This is a genomic window from Pseudomonas sp. P108 (assembly GCF_032613195.1).
In the GTDB taxonomy this organism is placed as follows: domain Bacteria; phylum Pseudomonadota; class Gammaproteobacteria; order Pseudomonadales; family Pseudomonadaceae; genus Aquipseudomonas.
The window spans coordinates 6,612,622-6,631,596 of sequence record NZ_CP126691.1; the positions used below are offsets into that span (position 1 = coordinate 6,612,622).

The window sequence follows — 18,975 nt, forward strand, 5'->3', positions numbered from 1 at the left end:
TTATTTCTCCTGACTGACAGCCGCGCAAATCACGGTGATACCGCGGGCCTGAATCTGATCGCGTGCCTCGCTAGGCAGGCGATCATCGGTAATTAGGGTATGGACGCTGCTCCATGGCAGCTCCAGATTGGGAATCTTGCGACCGATCTTGTCGGCCTCGACCATGACGATGACTTCCCGCGCCACTTCAGCCATGACCCGGCTCAAACCGAGCAGCTCATTGAAGGTGGTGGTGCCACGCACCAGATCGATGCCATCGGCGCCGATGAATAACTGGTCGAAGTCGTAAGAGCGTAGTACTTGCTCGGCAACCTGGCCCTGAAAGGACTCCGAATGCGGATCCCAAGTGCCACCGGTCATCAACAGCACCGGTTCGTGCTCGAGTTCGCTCAAGGCGTTGGCGACGTGCAGGGAGTTGGTCATCACCACCAGGCCTGGCTGTTGGCCAAGTTCCGGGATCATTGCAGCGGTGGTACTGCCGCTGTCGATGATGATCCGTGCGTGTTCGCGGATGCGTTTCACCGCCGCGCGGGCAATCGCCTGTTTGTATTTGGAAACGCTCTGCGCCGTTTCCGCGACCAGTTCCTGCGGCATGGTGATCGCCCCGCCGTAGCGGCGCAGCAACAGACCGTGGCTTTCCAGCGCGGCGAGATCCTTGCGAATCGTAACTTCGGAGGTTTCGAAGCGCTTGGCCAGTTCATCCACACTGACTTCGCCCTGCTCGTTGAGCAAGGCGAGGATGTTGTGGCGGCGTTGCGGCGTGTTGCGTTTCGACATGGCGACTTAAGTTTCGATTCGAAAGATATCGGAAGCAATCAAAACCTATCGGCTCTAAATCGTCAAGCTGTCGTCCAAAAAAAATCGCAACCCTCAACAGTCCCCATAGGAGCTGCCGAAGGCTGCGATCTTTTGATCTTCAAAAAGCCGCTGTGGATAACTCAGCTCTTCTTGATCTTCTCCGGCCGTTTCCAACCGTCGATATTTCTCTGCCGCGCTCGGCCCACGGCCAACTGTGCGTTATCCACATTCTGCGTAATGGTCGACCCGGCCGCCGTGGTTGCACCGTCGGAGATATCCACAGGCGCGACCAGCGAATTATTGGAACCGATGAACACGTCAGCACCCAGCACGGTTTTCCACTTGTTGGCGCCATCGTAGTTGCAGGTAATGGTGCCGGCGCCAATGTTGGTACGCGCACCGATTTCGGCATCGCCCAGATAAGTCAGATGACCTGCCTTGGCGCCTTCGCCCATGTGGGCGTTTTTCAATTCAACAAAGTTACCCACATGCGCACGCGCTTCGAGCACGGTGCCTGGACGCAGACGCGCAAATGGTCCGGCATCACTGCCCTCGCCCAGAACGGCACCTTCAATGTGCGAGTTGGCCTTGATCACCACACCTTTGCGCAGGGTGCTGTCCTTGATCACACAGTTCGGGCCGATCACCACGTCGTCTTCGATGACAACGTTACCTTCGAGGATCACGTTGATGTCGATCAGCACGTCGCGACCCACGGTGACTTCGCCTCGCACGTCGAAACGCGCCGGGTCACGCAGGGTGACGCCTTGGGCCATCAACCGACGGCCAGCGCGCAACTGGTAGTGGCGCTCCAGCTCGGACAGTTGCTTGCGATCGTTGGCGCCCTGCACTTCCATCGGATCGTGCGGTTGTTCGGTGGCGACAACCAGGCCATCACTCACCGCCATTTCGATCACGTCGGTCAGGTAGTACTCGCCTTGGGCATTGTTGTTCGACAGGCGACTCATCCAGTCGGCCAGACGATTGGCCGGGACAGCGAGGATACCGGTATTACCTTCAGTAATTGCGCGTTGCGCTTCGCTGGCATCTTTGTGTTCAACGATGGCTGCGACCTTGCCGTCGGCATCGCGCACGATACGGCCGTAACCGGTCGGGTCGTCCAGTTCCACGGTGAGCAAACCCATCTTCCCAGGCACGACGTGCTTGAGCAGACGCTGCAGGGTTTCGACTTCGATCAACGGCACGTCACCGTAGAGGATCAGCACGGTATCGGCAGTAATGAACGGCACCGCTTGAGCGGTGGCGTGACCGGTACCGAGTTGCTTGTCCTGCAGGACGAAATTCAGATCATCAGCGGCCAGACGTTCCCGCACCACATCCGCGCCATGGCCGATCACGACATGGATGCGCTGTGGATCAAGTTGCCGAGCACTGTGGATAACATGCCCCAGCATGGAATTGCCGGCAATCGGATGCAGTACTTTCGGCAGTGCCGAACGCATACGGGTGCCTTGACCGGCCGCGAGGATAACGATTTCAAGAGACATGACTGGCTACCAATCCTGGGTGGTCAGCAACTGCGACCGGGTTTCGGGAATTCGGAAAAGAAAAAAGGGTAGCCGAGGCTACCCTTTTTTATCAATCGCACAACAAGCGGATGACGGATTAACCGCCAAACTTCTTGCGGATCTGCTGGACGGTGCGCAGCTGAGCTGCAGCCTCGGCCAGACGTGCTGACGCAGCGCTGTAGTCGAAATCAGCGCCCTTTTCATGCAGAGCATGCTCGGCAGCCTTGAGAGCTGCTTGAGCTTGAGCTTCATCCAGGTCGGCGGCACGTTGCACGGTATCGGCAAGCACTTTGACCATGTTCGGCTGAACCTCGAGGAAACCACCGGAGATGTAGAACACCTCGGCTTCCCCGCCTTGCTTGATCAGGCGGATCGGACCTGGCTTCAGATTAGTGATCAGCGGCGCGTGACCCAGAGCGATACCAAGATCACCCAGTGCACCGTGCGCAATCACCATCTCGACCAGGCCGGAAAAGATTTCCCCTTCCGCGCTGACGATATCGCAATGGACTGTCATAGCCATCTGATTGCCTCAACCTAAATTAGCGCCCGTTGCCGGGCGCCGGGATTACAGTTTCTTGGCTTTCTCGATCGCTTCTTCGATGCCGCCAACCATGTAGAACGCTTGTTCTGGCAGGTGGTCGTAGTCACCGTTGAGGATGCCTTTGAAGCCAGCAATGGTGTCTTTCAGGGAAACGTATTTACCCGAAGCACCGGTGAAGACTTCAGCCACGAAGAACGGCTGCGACAAGAAGCGCTGGATCTTACGAGCACGGTTTACCAACTGCTTGTCGGCTTCCGACAGCTCGTCCATACCCAGGATCGCGATGATGTCCTTCAGCTCTTTGTAACGTTGCAGAACGTACTGAACGCCGCGAGCGGTGTCGTAGTGGTCCTGGCCGATTACGTTCGGGTCCAGCTGGCGCGAAGTCGAATCCAGTGGATCTACTGCCGGGTAGATACCCAGGGAAGCGATGTCACGGGACAGAACGACGGTGGCGTCCAAGTGGGCGAAGGTGGTCGCTGGCGACGGGTCGGTCAAGTCATCCGCAGGTACGTATACCGCTTGGATCGAAGTGATCGAACCTTCCTTGGTCGAAGTGATACGTTCTTGCAGAACGCCCATCTCTTCAGCCAGGGTCGGCTGGTAACCTACTGCCGAAGGCATACGGCCCAGCAGTGCGGATACTTCAGTACCGGCCAGGGTGTAACGATAGATGTTGTCGACGAACAGCAGAACGTCGTTACCTTCGTCACGGAACTTCTCGGCCATGGTCAGGCCGGTCAGTGCTACGCGCAGACGGTTACCCGGCGGCTCGTTCATCTGACCGTAAACCAGTGCCACTTTGTCCAGAACGTTGGAGTCCTTCATCTCGTGGTAGAAGTCGTTACCCTCACGAGTACGCTCACCCACACCGGCGAACACGGAATAACCGCTGTGCTCGATGGCGATGTTACGGATCAGTTCCATCATGTTTACGGTTTTGCCTACACCGGCACCACCGAACAGACCGACTTTACCGCCTTTGGCGAACGGGCAAACCAGGTCGATAACCTTGATGCCGGTTTCCAGCAGGTCGTTGCCGCCTGCCTGTTCAGCGAACGAAGGCGCTGGACGGTGAATGCCCCAACGCTCTTCGGTGTCGATCGGGCCAGCTTCGTCGATCGGGTTACCGAGGACGTCCATGATCCGGCCCAGGGTCGCTTTACCGACCGGTACGGAGATGGCTGCGCCAGAGTCGGTAACTTCCAGACCGCGCTTCAAGCCCTCGGTGGAACCCATCGCAATGGTACGAACCACGCCGTCGCCCAGCTGCTGCTGAACTTCCAGAGTGGTGCCGGCATCGCTTTTAACTTTCAAAGCGTTGTAGATGCTCGGTACGCTGTCGCGTGGAAATTCCACGTCGATAACGGCGCCGATGATTTGAACGATACGTCCGCTACTCATAGCTGGATCCTCTGAATATTTGAACCGTTAAACCGCGGCAGCGCCGCCGACGATTTCCGAGATCTCTTGGGTGATCGCAGCCTGACGCGCCTTGTTGTAGATCAGCTGCAAATCGCTGATCAAATCACCGGCGTTGTCGGTAGCGTTCTTCATCGCGATCATCCGCGCAGCTTGTTCAGCCGCGTTGTTCTCGACCACCGCCTGGTAGACCTGCGACTCAACGTAGCGGACCATCAAGCCGTCAAGCAGCTCTTTGGCATCCGGTTCGTAGAGATAGTCCCAGTGGTGCTTGAGATCCTGATCCGGGGTCGCCACCAATGGAATCAACTGCTCCACGGTAGGCTGTTGCGTCATGGTGTTGATGAACTTGTTGGACACCACGGACAGGCGGTCAATACGGCCGTCCAGGTAGGCATCCAGCATCACCTTGACGCTGCCGATCAGATCATTGATCGACGGCTCTTCACCCAGGTGGCTGATAGCTGCAACGACGTTACCGCCGAAGTTGCGGAAAAAGGCCGCACCCTTGCTACCAACGACACACAGATCAATCTCGACGCCGTTTTCGCGGTTTACCGCCATGTCCTTGACCAGGGCCTTGAACAGGTTGGTGTTCAAGCCGCCGCACAGACCACGGTCACTGCTCACCACAACATAACCAACGCGCTTGATTTCGCGGTCGATCATGAACGGGTGGCGGTATTCCGGGTTGGCGTTGGCCAGATGCCCAATTACCTGGCGGATACGCTCCGCATAAGGACGGCTAGCAGCCATGCGCATTTGTGCCTTGCGCATTTTGCTGACCGCCACTTTTTCCATGGCGCTGGTAATCTTTTGCGTGCTTTTGATGCTCGCAATCTTACTGCGAATCTCTTTTGCGCCTGCCATGTAACACCTATCAGGTTAGCAAGCGGGAGCCTCGCGGCTCCCGCTGCGGCTTACCAGGTTTGGGTGGCCTTGAACTTCTCGATACCGGCTTTCATGCCAGCGTCGATTTCGTCATTGAAGTCACCTTTAACGTTGATCTTGGCCATCAAATCGGCGTGATCGCGGTTGAAGAAAGCAATCAGCGCTTGTTCGAAGCTGCCGATCTTGGCGATTTCAATGTCAGTCAGGAACCCACGCTCAGCGGCATACAGCGACAGCGCCATGTCAGCGATCGACATTGGTGCGTATTGCTTCTGCTTCATCAGCTCGGTAACGCGCTGACCATGCTCAAGTTGCTTACGGGTCGCTTCGTCCAGGTCAGAAGCGAACTGGGCGAATGCCGCCAGTTCACGGTACTGAGCCAGAGCGGTACGGATACCACCGGACAGCTTCTTGATGATCTTGGTCTGAGCGGCACCACCCACACGGGATACCGAAACACCGGCGTTCACTGCAGGACGGATGCCCGAGTTGAACATGGCCGATTCCAGGAAGATCTGACCGTCGGTGATGGAAATCACGTTGGTCGGAACGAACGCGGAAACGTCGCCAGCCTGGGTTTCGATGATCGGCAGTGCGGTCAGCGAACCGGTTTTGCCGGTCACTGCGCCGTTGGTGAACTTCTCTACGTATTCTTCCGAAACGCGGGATGCGCGCTCCAGCAGACGGGAGTGGAGATAGAACACGTCGCCTGGGTAAGCTTCACGGCCTGGTGGACGGCGCAGCAGCAGGGAAATCTGGCGGTAAGCCACTGCTTGCTTGGACAGATCGTCATAAACGATCAGCGCGTCTTCACCGCGGTCGCGGAAGAATTCACCCATGGTGCAACCGGAGTACGGTGCCAGGAACTGCAGCGCAGGAGATTCCGAAGCACTGGCAGCCACGATGATCGTGTTGGCCAGGGCGCCGTTTTCTTCCAGCTTGCGAACCACGTTGGCGATGGTCGATTGCTTCTGACCAATGGCTACGTAGACGCAGAAAATGCCGCTGTCTTTCTGGTTGATGATCGCGTCGATCGCCAGAGCGGTTTTACCGATCTGACGGTCACCGATGATCAGCTCACGCTGGCCACGGCCGACAGGGATCATGGCATCGACAGCCTTGTAGCCAGTCTGTACAGGCTGGTCTACCGACTTACGCCAGATCACGCCCGGTGCAACTTTCTCGACCGCGTCGGTCTCGGTGTTGCCCAGTGGACCTTTGCCGTCAACAGGGTTACCCAGTGCGTCGACTACGCGACCCAGCAGTTCCTTACCAACCGGAACTTCGAGGATGCGGCCGGTGCACTTGGCGCTCATGCCTTCAGCCAGAGACTGGTAAGCGCCCAGTACAACGGCACCTACGGAGTCTTGCTCCAGGTTGAGGGCCATACCGTAGACGCCGCCCGGAAACTCGATCATCTCGCCGTACATGACGTCGGCCAGACCGTGAATCCGCACGATGCCGTCAGATACGCTGACGACAGTGCCTTCGTTACGGGCTTGGGAGGTCACATCGAGCTTGTCGATGCGGCCCTTGATAATTTCACTTATTTCGGAAGGATTGAGTTGCTGCATTGCTCTGCTGCCCCTTCAAACTCAAGATTTCAATGCTTCGGCAAGTTTCGCGATTTTGCCGCGAATCGAGCCATCGATAACCAGGTCGCCGGCGCGGATGACGACACCACCTATAAGGGCAGCATCCTCCGCAACTTGCAGGCGCACTTCCCGGTTGAGTCGTGCACTGAGAACCTTGGCGAGTTTGTCTTGCTGTTCTTGGTTCAATGCAAAAGCACTGGTCACTTCAACGTCTACCGACTTCTCTTGTTCGGCCTTGTACAGGTCGAAAAGAGCGGCAATCTCCGGCAGAAGCGGGAGACGGTCGTTTTCGGCAACGACATTGATGAAGTTCTGTGCCTTGGCATCAAACTTGTCGCCGCACACGTCAATAAACGTGGCGGCCTTTTCTGCGCTCGTCAGTCGCGGGGCCTTGAGCACGCGCTGCATGGTGTCATCTTGTGACACCGCTGCAGCCAGGCCGAGCATGGCTGACCAATTGGCCAGTTGCTGGTGGGCCTGAGCGTGCTCGAAGGCCGCCTTAGCGTAAGGTCGGGCCAACGTGGTCAGTTCTGCCATGATCGCCCTCGCTTAGATTTCAGCAGCCAGTTGGTTAACCAGCTCTGCGTGCGCGTTTTGATCGATTGTGGCACCCAGGATCTTCTCGGCGCCGCCGACAGCCAGCAAACCCACTTGGGCGCGCAGCTTGTCTTTGACACTGTTCAGTTCCTGTTCGATCTCGGCTTGAGCCTGAACCTTCACACGGTCAGCGTCGACACGGGCCTTTTCAACGGCCTCTTCGACAATCTGGTTACCGCGTTTCTTGGCTTGCTCGATGATTTCAGCTGCCTGAGCTTTCGCTTCGCGCAGTTGCTGACCCGCTTTTTCTTGGGCCAACTCCAGGTCGCGAGCTGCACGGCTGGCAGCGTCCAGACCATCAGCGATCTTCTTTTGACGTTCGTGCAGAGCAGCGATGACCGGAGGCCATACATACTTCATGCAGAACAGTACAAAAATCAGGAACGCAACGGACTGGCCAATCAGGGTCGCATTAATGTTCACGCCAACACCTCGCAGTTACGTTGTCCATCACATCAAATTACTCGGAAAAATCCGGGTAATTAGCCAGCGATCTGACCAACGAACGGGTTCGCAAAGGTGAAGAACAGAGCGATACCAACACCGATCATGGTTACGGCGTCGAGCAGACCGGCAACGATGAACATTTTAACTTGCAGCATTGGAACCATTTCTGGCTGACGCGCTGCGCCTTCCAGGAACTTGCCGCCCAGCAGGCCGAAACCAATTGCGGTACCCAGTGCGCCCAGGCCGATCAACAGTGCAACAGCGATAGCGGTTAGACCAACTACAGTTTCCATCTTTCCTCCCGACTTTTACGTCGTATGGTTTAGGTTTTTTAGATTAAAGCGGTAAAACAAATCGTTTCAGGTGCCCTGTGAAGAGCCCCTTCCCGTTTGACCGGGAAGGACATCAGACTAGTCGAGACTGGTCTTAATGGTTTTCTTCGTGCGCCATCGACAGGTAGACGATGGTCAGCATCATGAAGATGAACGCCTGCAGCGTGATGATCAGGATGTGGAACACAGCCCACGCCCACTGCAGAACAACGCCCAGGCCGCTCAGCCAGAGCAGGCCGCTGCCGAACATCACAGCGATCAGAATGAACACCAGCTCGCCGGCATACATGTTGCCGAACAGACGCAGAGCCAGAGAGATCGGTTTGGCGATCAGGGTCACGAATTCCAGCAGGAAGTTCACCGGGATCAGCAGGGCTTGAACGAAGATGTTCTTGCTGCCGAACGGGTGCAGGGTCAGTTCGCCGATGAAGCCGCCGAAGCCCTTGACCTTGATGCTGTAGAAAATGATCAGTGCGAAAACCGAGAACGCCATGCCCAGGGTCGCGTTCGGGTCGGTGGTCGACACGGCACGGAACGGGATGTGGTGGTCGCCGGAGATCAGGATGGCCAGCTGAGGAATCCAGTCGACCGGTACCAGGTCGACGGCGTTCATCAGGAACACCCAGACGAAGATGGTCAGTGCCAACGGTGCAATCACCGGGCTACGGCCATGGAAGCTGTCTTTCACGCTGCCATCGACGAATTCGACCAATACTTCAACGAAGTTCTGCAAAGCACCCGGCTGACCCGAAGTCGCTTTCTTTGCCGCCATGCGGAAAAGAAGAACGAAGATCAGACCCAACGCGACCGACCAGCCGAGAGTATCGACGTGGAAAGCCCAGAAGCCCATTTCTTTGGCCTCTGCTGCGGTATGGGCAAAGCCCCAGCCGCCGTTAGGTAGCTGACCGAAGGTCAGGTTCTGCAAGTGGTGCTGGATATAGCCCGAAGCGGTTGTTTCTGCCATGGTTGCCTCAAACGCCCTAAGGTCTCGAAAGTCTTGTTCTCATCAGCAGGGGAGCGAACCAGCTGACCGACTGAGTCAGCACGAACACGCCGAATACTGCTATCGGCGCCAGTGGCTTCACACCTGCAAACACCAGTGCAAAGAGCACTGCCGTCAAAATCAGTTTGCCTGCCTCGCCGGCATAAAATGACCGGACGATGGACTGGGCTGCTCGGGCGCCGGAAAACCGAAATGCCTTGTGAGCAAAATAAACATTGGGCAGCAAGGCTATCAGGCCTCCGCAAAGTCCCGAGTATCCGGCAACGACTCCGTGCCATTGCCAGAGCGCCAAAGCGGCAATGAGCAAAATGACAAATTGAGCCATCAACACCGGAAAAACCGCCAGGCGATGGAACGGCAGGCGGTTTGGCTTGCGGGTTTCCATCACGTTTGCTCTCCAATGGTCGGCTGCCAGAATTCAATAACTTGGCATAATTTGTGCCGACAAAATGCGCGCAGAGTATAGGGGCGGTTCTGCCCCTATTCAACTGTCAGGTAGTGATTTCCGACTGCGCGCTACATGAGGAAATGTTTCAGCGGATGTGTGCGAGCACACCTTGAAGCTCATCGAGCGAGTTATAACCGATCACCAACTGACCCTTTCCCTTCTTCCCGTGGCGAATCTGCACCGCAGAGCCTAGGCGCTCGGCCAGACGCTGTTCGAGACGGGCGATATCCGGGTCGGGTTTGCTCGCTTCCACAGGCTCCGGTTTGCCACTCAACCACTGGCGAACCAGTGCTTCAGTTTGGCGCACGGTAAGACCGCGTGCGACAACATGTCGCGCCCCTTCCACCTGCTGATTGTCCGGCAGACCGAGCAAAGCACGGGCATGACCCATTTCCAGGTCGCCGTGAGACAACATGGTCTTGATGACTTCCGGCAGTGCAATAAGCCGCAACAGGTTAGCCACAGTGACGCGGGACTTACCCACAGCCTCGGCAACTTGCTGCTGAGTCAGCTGGAATTCCTGCTGCAAACGCTGCAGGGCCACCGCTTCTTCGATCGGATTGAGGTCTTCGCGCTGGATGTTCTCGATCAGCGCAATGGCGATCGCCGTTTCATCCGGCACATCGCGAACCATTGCCGGGATGGTTTCCTGCCCGGCTTGCTGGCTCGCGCGCCAGCGGCGTTCACCGGCGATGATCTCAAAGCGGCCCCCGCCAATCGGGCGCACCACGATCGGCTGCATCACGCCTTGCGCCTTGATCGACGCCGCCAGTTCTTCCAGCGCCTGCGGATCCATATCCCGGCGCGGCTGGTATTTGCCACGCTGCAGCAGATCCAGCGGCAGGTGTTGCAACTCACGGGTGTCAGCCTGCGCGGCTTGTTCTTCCAGCGCGCTGACGGTCGGACCACTCAGCAGTGCATCCAGTCCACGTCCGAGACCTCGTTTCTTGACGGCCATGGGGATTCCTTAAGTTGCCTGAGCGGCGGCGATGCGTGAATTTTTGCGCTGACGGCGAACCATCTCGCCGGCCAGGGCCAGATAAGCCAGGGCGCCACGCGATTGTTTGTCGTAGGCCAGCGCCGGCATGCCGTAGCTCGGCGCTTCGGCCAGACGGATGTTGCGCGGGATCACCGTGTCGTAGAGCTGTTCGCCGAAGTGTTCCTTGAGCTGCGCCGAAACGTCATTCATCAGGCTCAGGCGCGGGTCATACATGGTCCGCAGCAGGCCTTCGACTTTCAGGTTCGGATTGAGCAGTTCGGCGATGCGCTTGATGTTATCCACAAGGTCGCTGAGACCTTCGAGCGCAAAGTACTCGCACTGCATCGGGATAATGACCCCGTCTGCAGCAACCAATGCGTTCAGCGTCAGCATCGACAGCGACGGAGGGCAGTCGATCAGAATGTAATCGTAGTTTTCGCGGATCGGCGCCAGCGCGCTGCGCAGACGGCTTTCCTTCATCTGCATTTCCAGCAGAACCACTTCGGCCGCCGTCAAATCGCGGTTGGCCGGCAGCAGTTGATAACCGCCGTGCTCGGAATAGTGCATGGCCTGGGCCAGATCGCATTCGCCGATCAACAGGTCGTAGACCGAATTTTCCAGGCCGTGCTTATCCACACCGCTACCCATGGTGGCGTTGCCCTGTGGATCGAGATCGATCAACAGCACCCGGCGCTTGGTCGCGACCAGGGATGCTGCGAGGTTGATGCAGGTGGTGGTCTTGCCCACACCACCCTTTTGGTTCGCTATCGCGAATACCTTAGCCATTCTTGCTTGTGTTCCCAATCATGCCGTGCGGCGCAGTATCAGCAGATGGCGTTGGCCTTGGCAACCGGGTACGGCCAGGGCGTGTTCGCTATCGAGTTTGAAGTCTGCCGGCAATGCTACCAGCTCATCGGCCGGATGAACGCCCTTCATTGCCAGCCAGCGTGTATCGGCGTCGCCTAAGTGGCGAGTCCAGTTGGTGAAGTTCTCCATGCTGCTGAACGCCCGGGAAATGATCCCGTTGAACGGTTGAGCAGGCTGGAAGGCTTCGACACGACTGTGGATAACTTGCAGGTTATCCAGTTTGAGTTCGAGTTTGACCTGAGTCAGAAAGCGGGTTTTCTTGCCGTTGCTGTCCAGGCAGGTCACTTGCGCGTCCGGATACAGGATCGCCAACGGGATACCCGGCATGCCGCCGCCGCTGCCGACGTCGAGCCAGCGGCCGTTTTCAATGAACGACATGACGCTCAGACTATCGAGCAAGTGCCGCGACACCATTTCGTCCGGATCGCGCACGGCGGTCAGGTTGTAGGCCTGGTTCCATTTGATCAACAGGGCCAGATAACCCAGCAGCAATTCATGCTGGGCTTCAGTGAGATTGACACCGAGCTCGCGGGCTCCTGTGGATAACTCTTCGGCGTGTTGCGAAGTGACCTTAGAACTCAAGCGCTTTGCTCCAACTGACGGCCCGCGCCGCGTTTTTTCAAATGAATCATCAACAGCGAAATCGCTGCCGGGGTCACGCCCGGGATCCGCGAAGCCTGGCCCAGCGTCTCTGGTCGAGTCGCGCCGAGCTTGCTCTGGATCTCCTTGGAGAGACCGGAAATGTTGGTGTAATCGATATCCACAGGCAATTTCGTGTCTTCACTGGCGCGCAGACGGGCAATTTCGTCCTGTTGACGATCGATGTAACCGGCGTATTTGGTCTTGATTTCAACCTGCTCGGCGACCTGTGGATCTTCGGCGCCGTTGCCGGTCACTTCGACCAGACCAGCGTAGTCGATTTCCGGACGACTCAAGAGATTGAGCAAATTGTATTCATGTGTCAGCGGCGTGCCGAATTTCTCGGCAATCGCATCGCCCTGCTGCGTATTCGGGCGAACCCAAGTGCTTTTCAGGCGCTGCTCTTCGAGTTCGATGCTTTCGCGTTTCTTGCAGAAGGCTGCCCAACGCGCGTCATCGACCAGGCCGAGTTCGCGACCTTTTTCGGTCAGACGCAGGTCAGCGTTGTCCTCGCGCAGAATCAGGCGGTACTCGGCACGGGAAGTGAACATGCGGTACGGCTCTTGGGTGCCGAGGGTGATCAGGTCGTCGACCAACACACCGATGTAGGCTTCGTCGCGACGCGGGCACCAGGCTTCTTTGCCCTTGGCACGCAGTGCGGCGTTGGCACCAGCGAGCAAACCTTGGGCGCCGGCTTCTTCGTAGCCGGTGGTGCCGTTGATTTGTCCGGCAAAGAACAGACCGCCGATGACTTTAGTCTCGAGGCTGTACTTCAGGTCGCGCGGATCGAAGTAGTCGTACTCGATCGCATAACCCGGACGCACGATATGTGCGTTTTCCATGCCACGGATCGATTGCACGATCTGCAATTGCACGTCGAACGGCAAGCTTGTGGATATCCCGTTCGGGTACAGCTCATGGGTGGTCAAACCTTCCGGTTCGATAAACACCTGATGGCTTTCCTTGTCGGCAAAGCGGTGGATCTTGTCTTCGATCGATGGGCAATAGCGCGGGCCAATGCCTTCGATTTCACCGGCAGCCGAATACATCGGCGAACGATCGAGGTTCGCGGCAATGATTTCGTGGGTGCGGGCGTTGGTGTGAGTAATCCAGCAACTGACCTGACGTGGATGCTGTTCTTTGTTGCCCATGAACGACATCACCGGAATCGGCGTATCGCCCGGTTGCTCGGTCATCACCGAGAAATCCACAGACTTGCCGTCGATACGCGGCGGTGTACCGGTTTTCAGGCGACCGACACGCAATGGCAGTTCACGCAGACGGTGAGCCAGTGCAATCGATGGCGGATCACCGGCACGGCCGCCGGAAAAATTCTGCAAACCGATGTGGATAAGTCCGCCAAGGAACGTGCCGGTGGTCAACACCACTGAATCGGCGAAGAACCGCAGACCCATTTGCGTGACCACGCCACGGACTTGTTCCTGCTCGACGATCAGGTCGTCAGCGGCTTGTTGAAATATCCACAGGTTCGGCTGGTTTTCGAGGATTTCGCGGACAGCGGCTTTGTACAGAATCCGGTCGGCTTGCGCACGAGTCGCCCGTACGGCTGGGCCTTTGCGGCTGTTCAACACGCGAAACTGGATGCCGCCCAAATCGGTGGCCGTTGCCATCGCGCCGCCGAGGGCATCGATTTCCTTGACCAGATGGCTTTTGCCAATGCCACCGATGGCCGGGTTGCAACTCATGGCACCGAGGGTTTCCACGTTATGCGTCAGCAACAGGGTTTTTGCCCCCATACGTGCTGAGGCCAGTGCTGCCTCGGTACCGGCATGACCGCCGCCGATGACGATCACTTCAAAACGGGAAGGGAAATCCACCACGCACCTCGTGCCTGCTTAAGTAGGTAATTCAGGAATAGTTTGAGATCAGGTTTTTGGACCTGGTCGACAAGTATAGGGACTTCGCCCTTCCTAAAGAACCCTTTGCACAAAATTTAACCAGCTGTGGAGAACTCGAGGTTAAAAGAATAAAAAAGAGAGAAATTTATAAAACCTTTGTTTTTATGTTTATTTCTACTGAGGCCATTATCTGTGGATAGATTGCTACAGGCCTTTATATTCAACATGTACAGAGATTCAAAACCCTGTGACCATGTGCCAATGAGGGCCTTGGATAACCGGTTTAAGCCTGTGGATTAAAGGGATGGTTATCCACAGATGGGTTTATATCCAGTTTTGAGGCCCTGTTATCAACCGGTCTCAGTGGCAGTTATTCACAGGGCTTAATCCACAGAAATGCGGTGAATGAAGAAATAACGGGCACGAGAAATCCGCTCAGGGAGACGAAATCTGCCCGGCACTGGATAAAGATTTGAGAAAGAGGAGGCACAGACAGGTCGCGAATGGACCTGTCTGTGGAAAGCGGGGGGTTATTTACCGATACAGAAGCTGGAAAAGATCCGTCCCAGCAGATCATCAGAGCTGAATGCCCCGGTGATTTCCCCTAGAGAGTGCTGAGCCTGACGCAGGTCTTCGGCCAGCAACTCGCCGGCGCCGGCCAGAGTCAGTTGTGCACGACCGTGTTCAAGGGCTGCACTGGCATGGCGCAACGCTTCCAGATGGCGACGACGAGCACTGAAGCTGCTTTCCGAAGTCTGCTCGTAGCCCATACACGCCTTGAGGTGATCGCGCAGCAGTTCCAGACCATCGCCTGCAGATTTGGCGCTCAGGCTGATCGTCACGTGGCCATCTTCACTGACTTCCAGGGAAACGGATTCACCCGTCAGGTCTGCTTTGTTACGGATCAACGTAACTTTGGCCGGATCCGGCCGGGTTTCAAGGAATTCTGGCCACAGGGCAAACGGATCCAGCGCTTCCGGAGCGGTCGCATCGACCACCAGCAGGACGCGATCCGCTTCGCCGATGGCTTTCAGTGCGCGCTCAACGCCAATCTTTTCCACCTGATCGTCGGTATCACGCAAACCTGCGGTATCGACAACGTGCAACGGCATGCCGTCGATGTGGATATGTTCACGCAGAATATCGCGGGTGGTGCCGGCAATCTCGGTGACGATCGCCGCTTCTCGACCGGCTAACGCATTCAACAGGCTGGACTTGCCGGCATTCGGACGACCGGCAATCACCACGGTCATGCCATCGCGCAATAAAGCGCCCTGCCCGGCTTCACGCAGTACTGTGGATAATTCATCGCGGACCTTGTCCAGCATGCTCAGCACGTGGCCATCGGCGAGGAAGTCGATTTCCTCTTCGGGGAAGTCGATGGCGGCTTCGACGTAAATGCGCAGACCGATCAGTTGTTCGGTCAAGTTATGCACACGCTGGGAAAAAGCGCCTTGCAAAGAACGCAGAGCATTGCGTGCAGCCTGTGCCGAACTCGCCTCGATCAAATCGGCTATCGCTTCGGCCTGGGCCAGGTCGAGTTTGTCATTGAGGAAGGCACGTTCACTGAATTCACCCGGACGGGCCAGACGGCAACCCAATTCCAGGCAACGCTTGAGCAACATATCCAGCACGATCGGGCCTCCATGGCCCTGCAGTTCCAGAACGTCTTCGCCGGTGAACGAGTTCGGTCCCGGGAAATACAGCGCCAGACCTTCATCGAGCACTTGCTGGTCGTCACTGAAAAACGGCCCGTAATGGGCGTAACGCGGTTTCAGTTCACGGCCGCTGATAGCTTTCGCGGCAACGCTGGCCAACGGCCCGGAAATACGAACGATGCCCACACCGCCGCGACCTTGAGCGGTGGCGACGGCGGCGATGGTTTCACGAGGTGTGCTCATAAACCGGAATCCAGACAAAAGTGGCAGATAGCAAAACGCCCCACTAGGGGGCGTTTTGAGTGGTGTTATCCACAGTGCAAGTTACGCCTCGGCTTTTTTCGTCGCCGCTTCGATCTTACGCGTGATGTACCACTGTTGTGCAATCGACAGGCAGTTGTTCACAACCCAGTACAGCACCAGACCTGCCGGGAACCACAGGAAGAAGAAGGTGAAGATGATTGGCATCATTTTCATGACCTTCGCCTGCATCGGATCCGGAGGAGTCGGGTTCAGCTGCTGCTGGATGAACATGGTTGCGCCCATGATGATCGGCAGAATGAAGAACGGATCCTTGATCGACAGGTCAGTGATCCACAGCATGAACGGCGCTTGGCGCATTTCCACGCTTTCCAGCAGAACCCAGTACAGCGAAAGGAAAACCGGCATCTGTACGAGGATCGGCAAGCAGCCGCCCAGCGGATTGATCTTCTCTTTCTTGTACAGCTCCATCATGGCTTGCGACATTTTCTGCCGGTCATCGCCATGTTGCTCTTTCAGAGCAGCCAGTTTCGGTGCAACGGCACGCATACGCGCCATCGATTTGTAGCTGGCAGCCGACAGAGGGAAGAAAATACCTTTGATCAGCATGGTCAGGAAGATGATCGACCAGCCCCAGTTACCGACAATGGCGTGGATGTGTTGCAGCAGCCAGAAAATTGGCTGGGCAATGAACCACAGAATGCCGTAGTCGACGGTCAGTTCCAGACCTGGGGACAACTCTTTCAATACAGCCTGGCTTTTCGGACCGGCGTACAGCACAGCGCTGGTTTCAACTTTGGCACCCGGAGCAGCGGTCAGTGTTGGACCGGTGTAACCGATGATGTAGTTGCCTTTGCTGTCTTTACGGGTCTGGACGATGTTGTTTTCGCCCTTGGCCGGAATCCACGCAGTCACGAAGTAGTGTTGCAGCCAGGCTACCCAACCACCGGTGACGGTTTCTTTCAGCTGTGCCTTGTCCATGTCCTTCATGGACACTTTCTTGTACGGCTCCGAACTTGTCCACAGGGCGGCGCCCAGGTAAGTCGCGGTGCCAGTAGCGGTTGTGGACGAAGGATCAGCGCTTGCATCGCGCTTCAACTGCGCGAACATCGCGCCATTCCAGGGCTGAGCGCTCTGGTTATCCACAATGTAGGAAACGGCTACGTCATACAGGCCGCGTTTCAGGGTGAAACGCTTGATGTAGTTGACGCCGTCCTTGCTGAACTTCAGGTCGACGACCAGTTGGTCCTGACCGTCAGCCAGTTGATAAGTCTTCTTCTCCGAGGAGTAGACCGGACGACCGGCCGGATTTGCATCCGGGCCATTGGTGCCGATCAGACCGCTTTGGGCCAGATAAACACGTTCGCCGCCGTTATCGAACAGCTGGAACGGAACATCAGGACGATCCTGACGACGTGGATACAAAGGCAAGGTCAGTTGAGCAACATCGCCACCTTGTGGATCGATCGCGAGATCGAGCACGTCGGTTTTGATCTGGATCAGATCCTTGCTGGCGGCTACCGGAGTTTCGGCAGGTGCGCTGGTATCGCTAGCGGCGCGCGGAATATCGTCACTGGCGGCAGCATTATTGCCAGTGGCGGTGTCCGGCAAACCGGATGTAGTCGTACTGGAAGCAACATTCTGAGTCGGCAGGGCAGCCTGGCCATAGTCCTGGTTCCATTTAAGAACCATAACGTAGGACACGATTGCCAGGGCGACGATCAGGATCGTGCGTTTGATATCCATGATTACTCGGCCATCGAAGAAGAACGGGAGGTAGGGATAGGTGGAACCGGGTCATAACCACCGGGATTCCACGGATGACAGCGACCTAAACGACGAAAGGTCAGCCAGCCACCGCGCAGAAGGCCATGATTTTCGATGGCTTCATACGCGTAGCAGGAACAACTGGGGTAGAAACGACAGTGGCTGGCCATCAAAGGACTAATGGCATAGCGATAAAACTGGATCGGAACGAGGGCCAGTTTACGCATCGGTACTGTCTACCCCTACAGTTTCGGTTTTGACTTCTGGAACTGGCTTGCTGCGTGCCAGACGCTTCCAGAGCTTGCCGAAATGCTGAATCAATTCGGGGTTTTCTACATCGCCCAGACCTTTGCGCGCGACGATAACGATATCCCAGCCGACCAGTGAATCCTGGTGCAGACGGAACGATTCGCGCATCAAACGTTTGAGGCGATTGCGCTCAACGGAGAGCTTTACGCTCTTTTTCCCGATAACCAGCCCGAGACGGGGGTGATCAAGATCGTTGTTGCGTGCAAGGAGCAGGAGATTTTTCCCCGGAACCTTGCCGGTAGGGGAGTCAAAGACTGCCTTGAAATGCCGGGGGGTAAGCAGACGCTTTTCCCGACTGAAGTCCTGACTCACCTCCAGTACCGGATTATCAAACTGCCAGACGCGCACGACCTTTGGCGCGACGACGCGACAGGACTGCGCGGCCGTTCTTGGTAGCCATGCGAGCACGGAAACCGTGGGTACGAGCGCGTTTGATAGTGCTTGGTTGGAAAGTACGTTTCATTGTCGTGTTACCTGGTTCGTCCACAACGGGCCGGAATGGCCCCCGTTTTAAGAGACCGGGGATTCTAGAGAAAGCAAGCCTTCAGGTCAATTTCCAACCAACGTTTCCTTATAAATAGATCTCGAGGTGTTCTTTGCCTGATCACCTGCTCGCCATACATAAAAATAAAGAAGGGAATTATTTAAAGCTTTTCTGTAAAGCTTATAAAAGCTAGGCAAGCCTTCTTCTGTGGATAAGTGACACCGGCCCATGTTTTACCTGATGTACAGAGAATGACAACTACAGTGGAAAACCGTGGTCAGCCTGTGCTGCGCTATCGGATAACCTGTGTGTGGAAAGCCTTGTTATCCACAGGCAGGTTATCCACCGGGTTCAACCCCCAGTTGTCCAGTGCCCTTAGAGGCGGTTATCCACAGAGCTTATTCACACACCGTTGGTCGCCTTTTTCCGATTTAACGCATTGATAAATCATGGTCACCGCGCAACCTGCATGTGGATAAGTGGACGGCTCGCCGCTACAATGGCCGCTTGTTTTTGCCTCACCGGCTTTCAACTTAGGGGATATCC

General features: G+C 56.5%; 20 protein-coding genes. All 20 read right to left on the reverse strand.

Annotation, left to right across the window (positions count from 1 at the left end):
- Nucleotides 1–777 carry a DeoR/GlpR family DNA-binding transcription regulator gene (locus QOM10_RS29390; RefSeq protein WP_110718201.1) on the reverse strand — a complete coding sequence of 259 codons (777 nt, stop codon included), beginning with the start codon at nt 775–777 and terminating at the stop codon, nt 1–3.
- A gap of 161 nt (nt 778–938) precedes the next feature.
- Nucleotides 939–2,306: a bifunctional UDP-N-acetylglucosamine diphosphorylase/glucosamine-1-phosphate N-acetyltransferase GlmU gene (gene glmU, locus QOM10_RS29395; protein ID WP_316917365.1), complete on the reverse strand. Its 1,368-nt coding sequence runs from the start codon at nt 2,304–2,306 to the stop codon at nt 939–941.
- 118 nt (nt 2,307–2,424) lie between these two features.
- On the reverse strand, nt 2,425–2,850 hold the full coding sequence (locus QOM10_RS29400; protein WP_053125284.1) for a F0F1 ATP synthase subunit epsilon: 426 nt from the start codon (nt 2,848–2,850) through the stop codon (nt 2,425–2,427).
- 45 nt (nt 2,851–2,895) lie between these two features.
- Nucleotides 2,896–4,275 carry a F0F1 ATP synthase subunit beta gene (gene atpD, locus QOM10_RS29405; RefSeq protein WP_016984062.1) on the reverse strand — a complete coding sequence of 460 codons (1,380 nt, stop codon included), beginning with the start codon at nt 4,273–4,275 and terminating at the stop codon, nt 2,896–2,898.
- A gap of 27 nt (nt 4,276–4,302) precedes the next feature.
- Complete coding sequence (gene atpG, locus QOM10_RS29410; protein ID WP_007911960.1) at nt 4,303–5,163, reverse strand: F0F1 ATP synthase subunit gamma; 861 nt, start codon at nt 5,161–5,163, stop codon at nt 4,303–4,305.
- Between the two features lie 50 nt (nt 5,164–5,213).
- The gene (gene atpA, locus QOM10_RS29415) at nt 5,214–6,758 is read right to left on the reverse strand and encodes a F0F1 ATP synthase subunit alpha (protein WP_016984064.1); all 1,545 of its coding nucleotides are present in this window, start codon (nt 6,756–6,758) and stop codon (nt 5,214–5,216) included.
- A 21-nt stretch (nt 6,759–6,779) separates the two neighbouring features.
- Nucleotides 6,780–7,316, reverse strand: a complete 537-nt coding sequence (locus QOM10_RS29420; RefSeq protein WP_007911956.1) for a F0F1 ATP synthase subunit delta — start codon at nt 7,314–7,316, stop codon at nt 6,780–6,782.
- A gap of 12 nt (nt 7,317–7,328) precedes the next feature.
- Entirely contained in the window at nt 7,329–7,799 is a 471-nt protein-coding gene (locus QOM10_RS29425; protein ID WP_003229781.1) for a F0F1 ATP synthase subunit B, read from the reverse strand.
- 59 nt (nt 7,800–7,858) lie between these two features.
- The gene (gene atpE / locus QOM10_RS29430; RefSeq protein WP_003097235.1) at nt 7,859–8,116 is read right to left on the reverse strand and encodes a F0F1 ATP synthase subunit C; all 258 of its coding nucleotides are present in this window, start codon (nt 8,114–8,116) and stop codon (nt 7,859–7,861) included.
- A gap of 133 nt (nt 8,117–8,249) precedes the next feature.
- Nucleotides 8,250–9,119, reverse strand: a complete 870-nt coding sequence (gene atpB / locus QOM10_RS29435) for a F0F1 ATP synthase subunit A (RefSeq protein ID WP_007911917.1) — start codon at nt 9,117–9,119, stop codon at nt 8,250–8,252.
- 16 nt (nt 9,120–9,135) lie between these two features.
- A complete protein-coding gene (locus QOM10_RS29440) occupies nt 9,136–9,543 on the reverse strand; it encodes a F0F1 ATP synthase subunit I (protein ID WP_008084411.1) in 408 nt (135 codons plus the stop codon).
- Nucleotides 9,544–9,691: 148 nt separating this feature from the next.
- The gene (locus QOM10_RS29445) at nt 9,692–10,564 is read right to left on the reverse strand and encodes a ParB/RepB/Spo0J family partition protein (RefSeq protein WP_116028606.1); all 873 of its coding nucleotides are present in this window, start codon (nt 10,562–10,564) and stop codon (nt 9,692–9,694) included.
- A gap of 9 nt (nt 10,565–10,573) precedes the next feature.
- Nucleotides 10,574–11,371, reverse strand: coding sequence for a ParA family protein (locus tag QOM10_RS29450; protein WP_007911909.1), 798 nt, complete (start codon nt 11,369–11,371; stop codon nt 10,574–10,576).
- Nucleotides 11,372–11,389: 18 nt separating this feature from the next.
- On the reverse strand, nt 11,390–12,034 hold the full coding sequence (gene rsmG, locus QOM10_RS29455) for a 16S rRNA (guanine(527)-N(7))-methyltransferase RsmG (protein ID WP_150774626.1): 645 nt from the start codon (nt 12,032–12,034) through the stop codon (nt 11,390–11,392).
- Nucleotides 12,031–13,929 (reverse strand): tRNA uridine-5-carboxymethylaminomethyl(34) synthesis enzyme MnmG, encoded by a 1,899-nt coding sequence (gene mnmG / locus QOM10_RS29460; protein ID WP_016984066.1) that lies wholly within the window; start codon nt 13,927–13,929, stop codon nt 12,031–12,033. Before mnmG ends, rsmG begins: the two co-directional genes overlap by 4 nt.
- 551 nt (nt 13,930–14,480) lie before the next feature.
- Entirely contained in the window at nt 14,481–15,851 is a 1,371-nt protein-coding gene (mnmE, locus tag QOM10_RS29465; RefSeq protein ID WP_127930335.1) for a tRNA uridine-5-carboxymethylaminomethyl(34) synthesis GTPase MnmE, read from the reverse strand.
- 81 nt (nt 15,852–15,932) lie between these two features.
- Nucleotides 15,933–17,615 carry a membrane protein insertase YidC gene (gene yidC, locus QOM10_RS29470; protein ID WP_095119693.1) on the reverse strand — a complete coding sequence of 561 codons (1,683 nt, stop codon included), beginning with the start codon at nt 17,613–17,615 and terminating at the stop codon, nt 15,933–15,935.
- Between the two features lie 2 nt (nt 17,616–17,617).
- A complete protein-coding gene (gene yidD, locus QOM10_RS29475) occupies nt 17,618–17,863 on the reverse strand; it encodes a membrane protein insertion efficiency factor YidD (RefSeq protein WP_010465488.1) in 246 nt (81 codons plus the stop codon).
- Nucleotides 17,856–18,257 (reverse strand): ribonuclease P protein component, encoded by a 402-nt coding sequence (gene rnpA / locus QOM10_RS29480; RefSeq protein ID WP_016984072.1) that lies wholly within the window; start codon nt 18,255–18,257, stop codon nt 17,856–17,858. The genes yidD and rnpA overlap by 8 nt, the downstream gene beginning before the upstream one ends.
- Before the next feature lie 16 nt (nt 18,258–18,273).
- Nucleotides 18,274–18,408: a 50S ribosomal protein L34 gene (rpmH, locus tag QOM10_RS29485; protein ID WP_003213577.1), complete on the reverse strand. Its 135-nt coding sequence runs from the start codon at nt 18,406–18,408 to the stop codon at nt 18,274–18,276.
- Between the last annotated feature and the right edge of the window lie 567 nt (nt 18,409–18,975).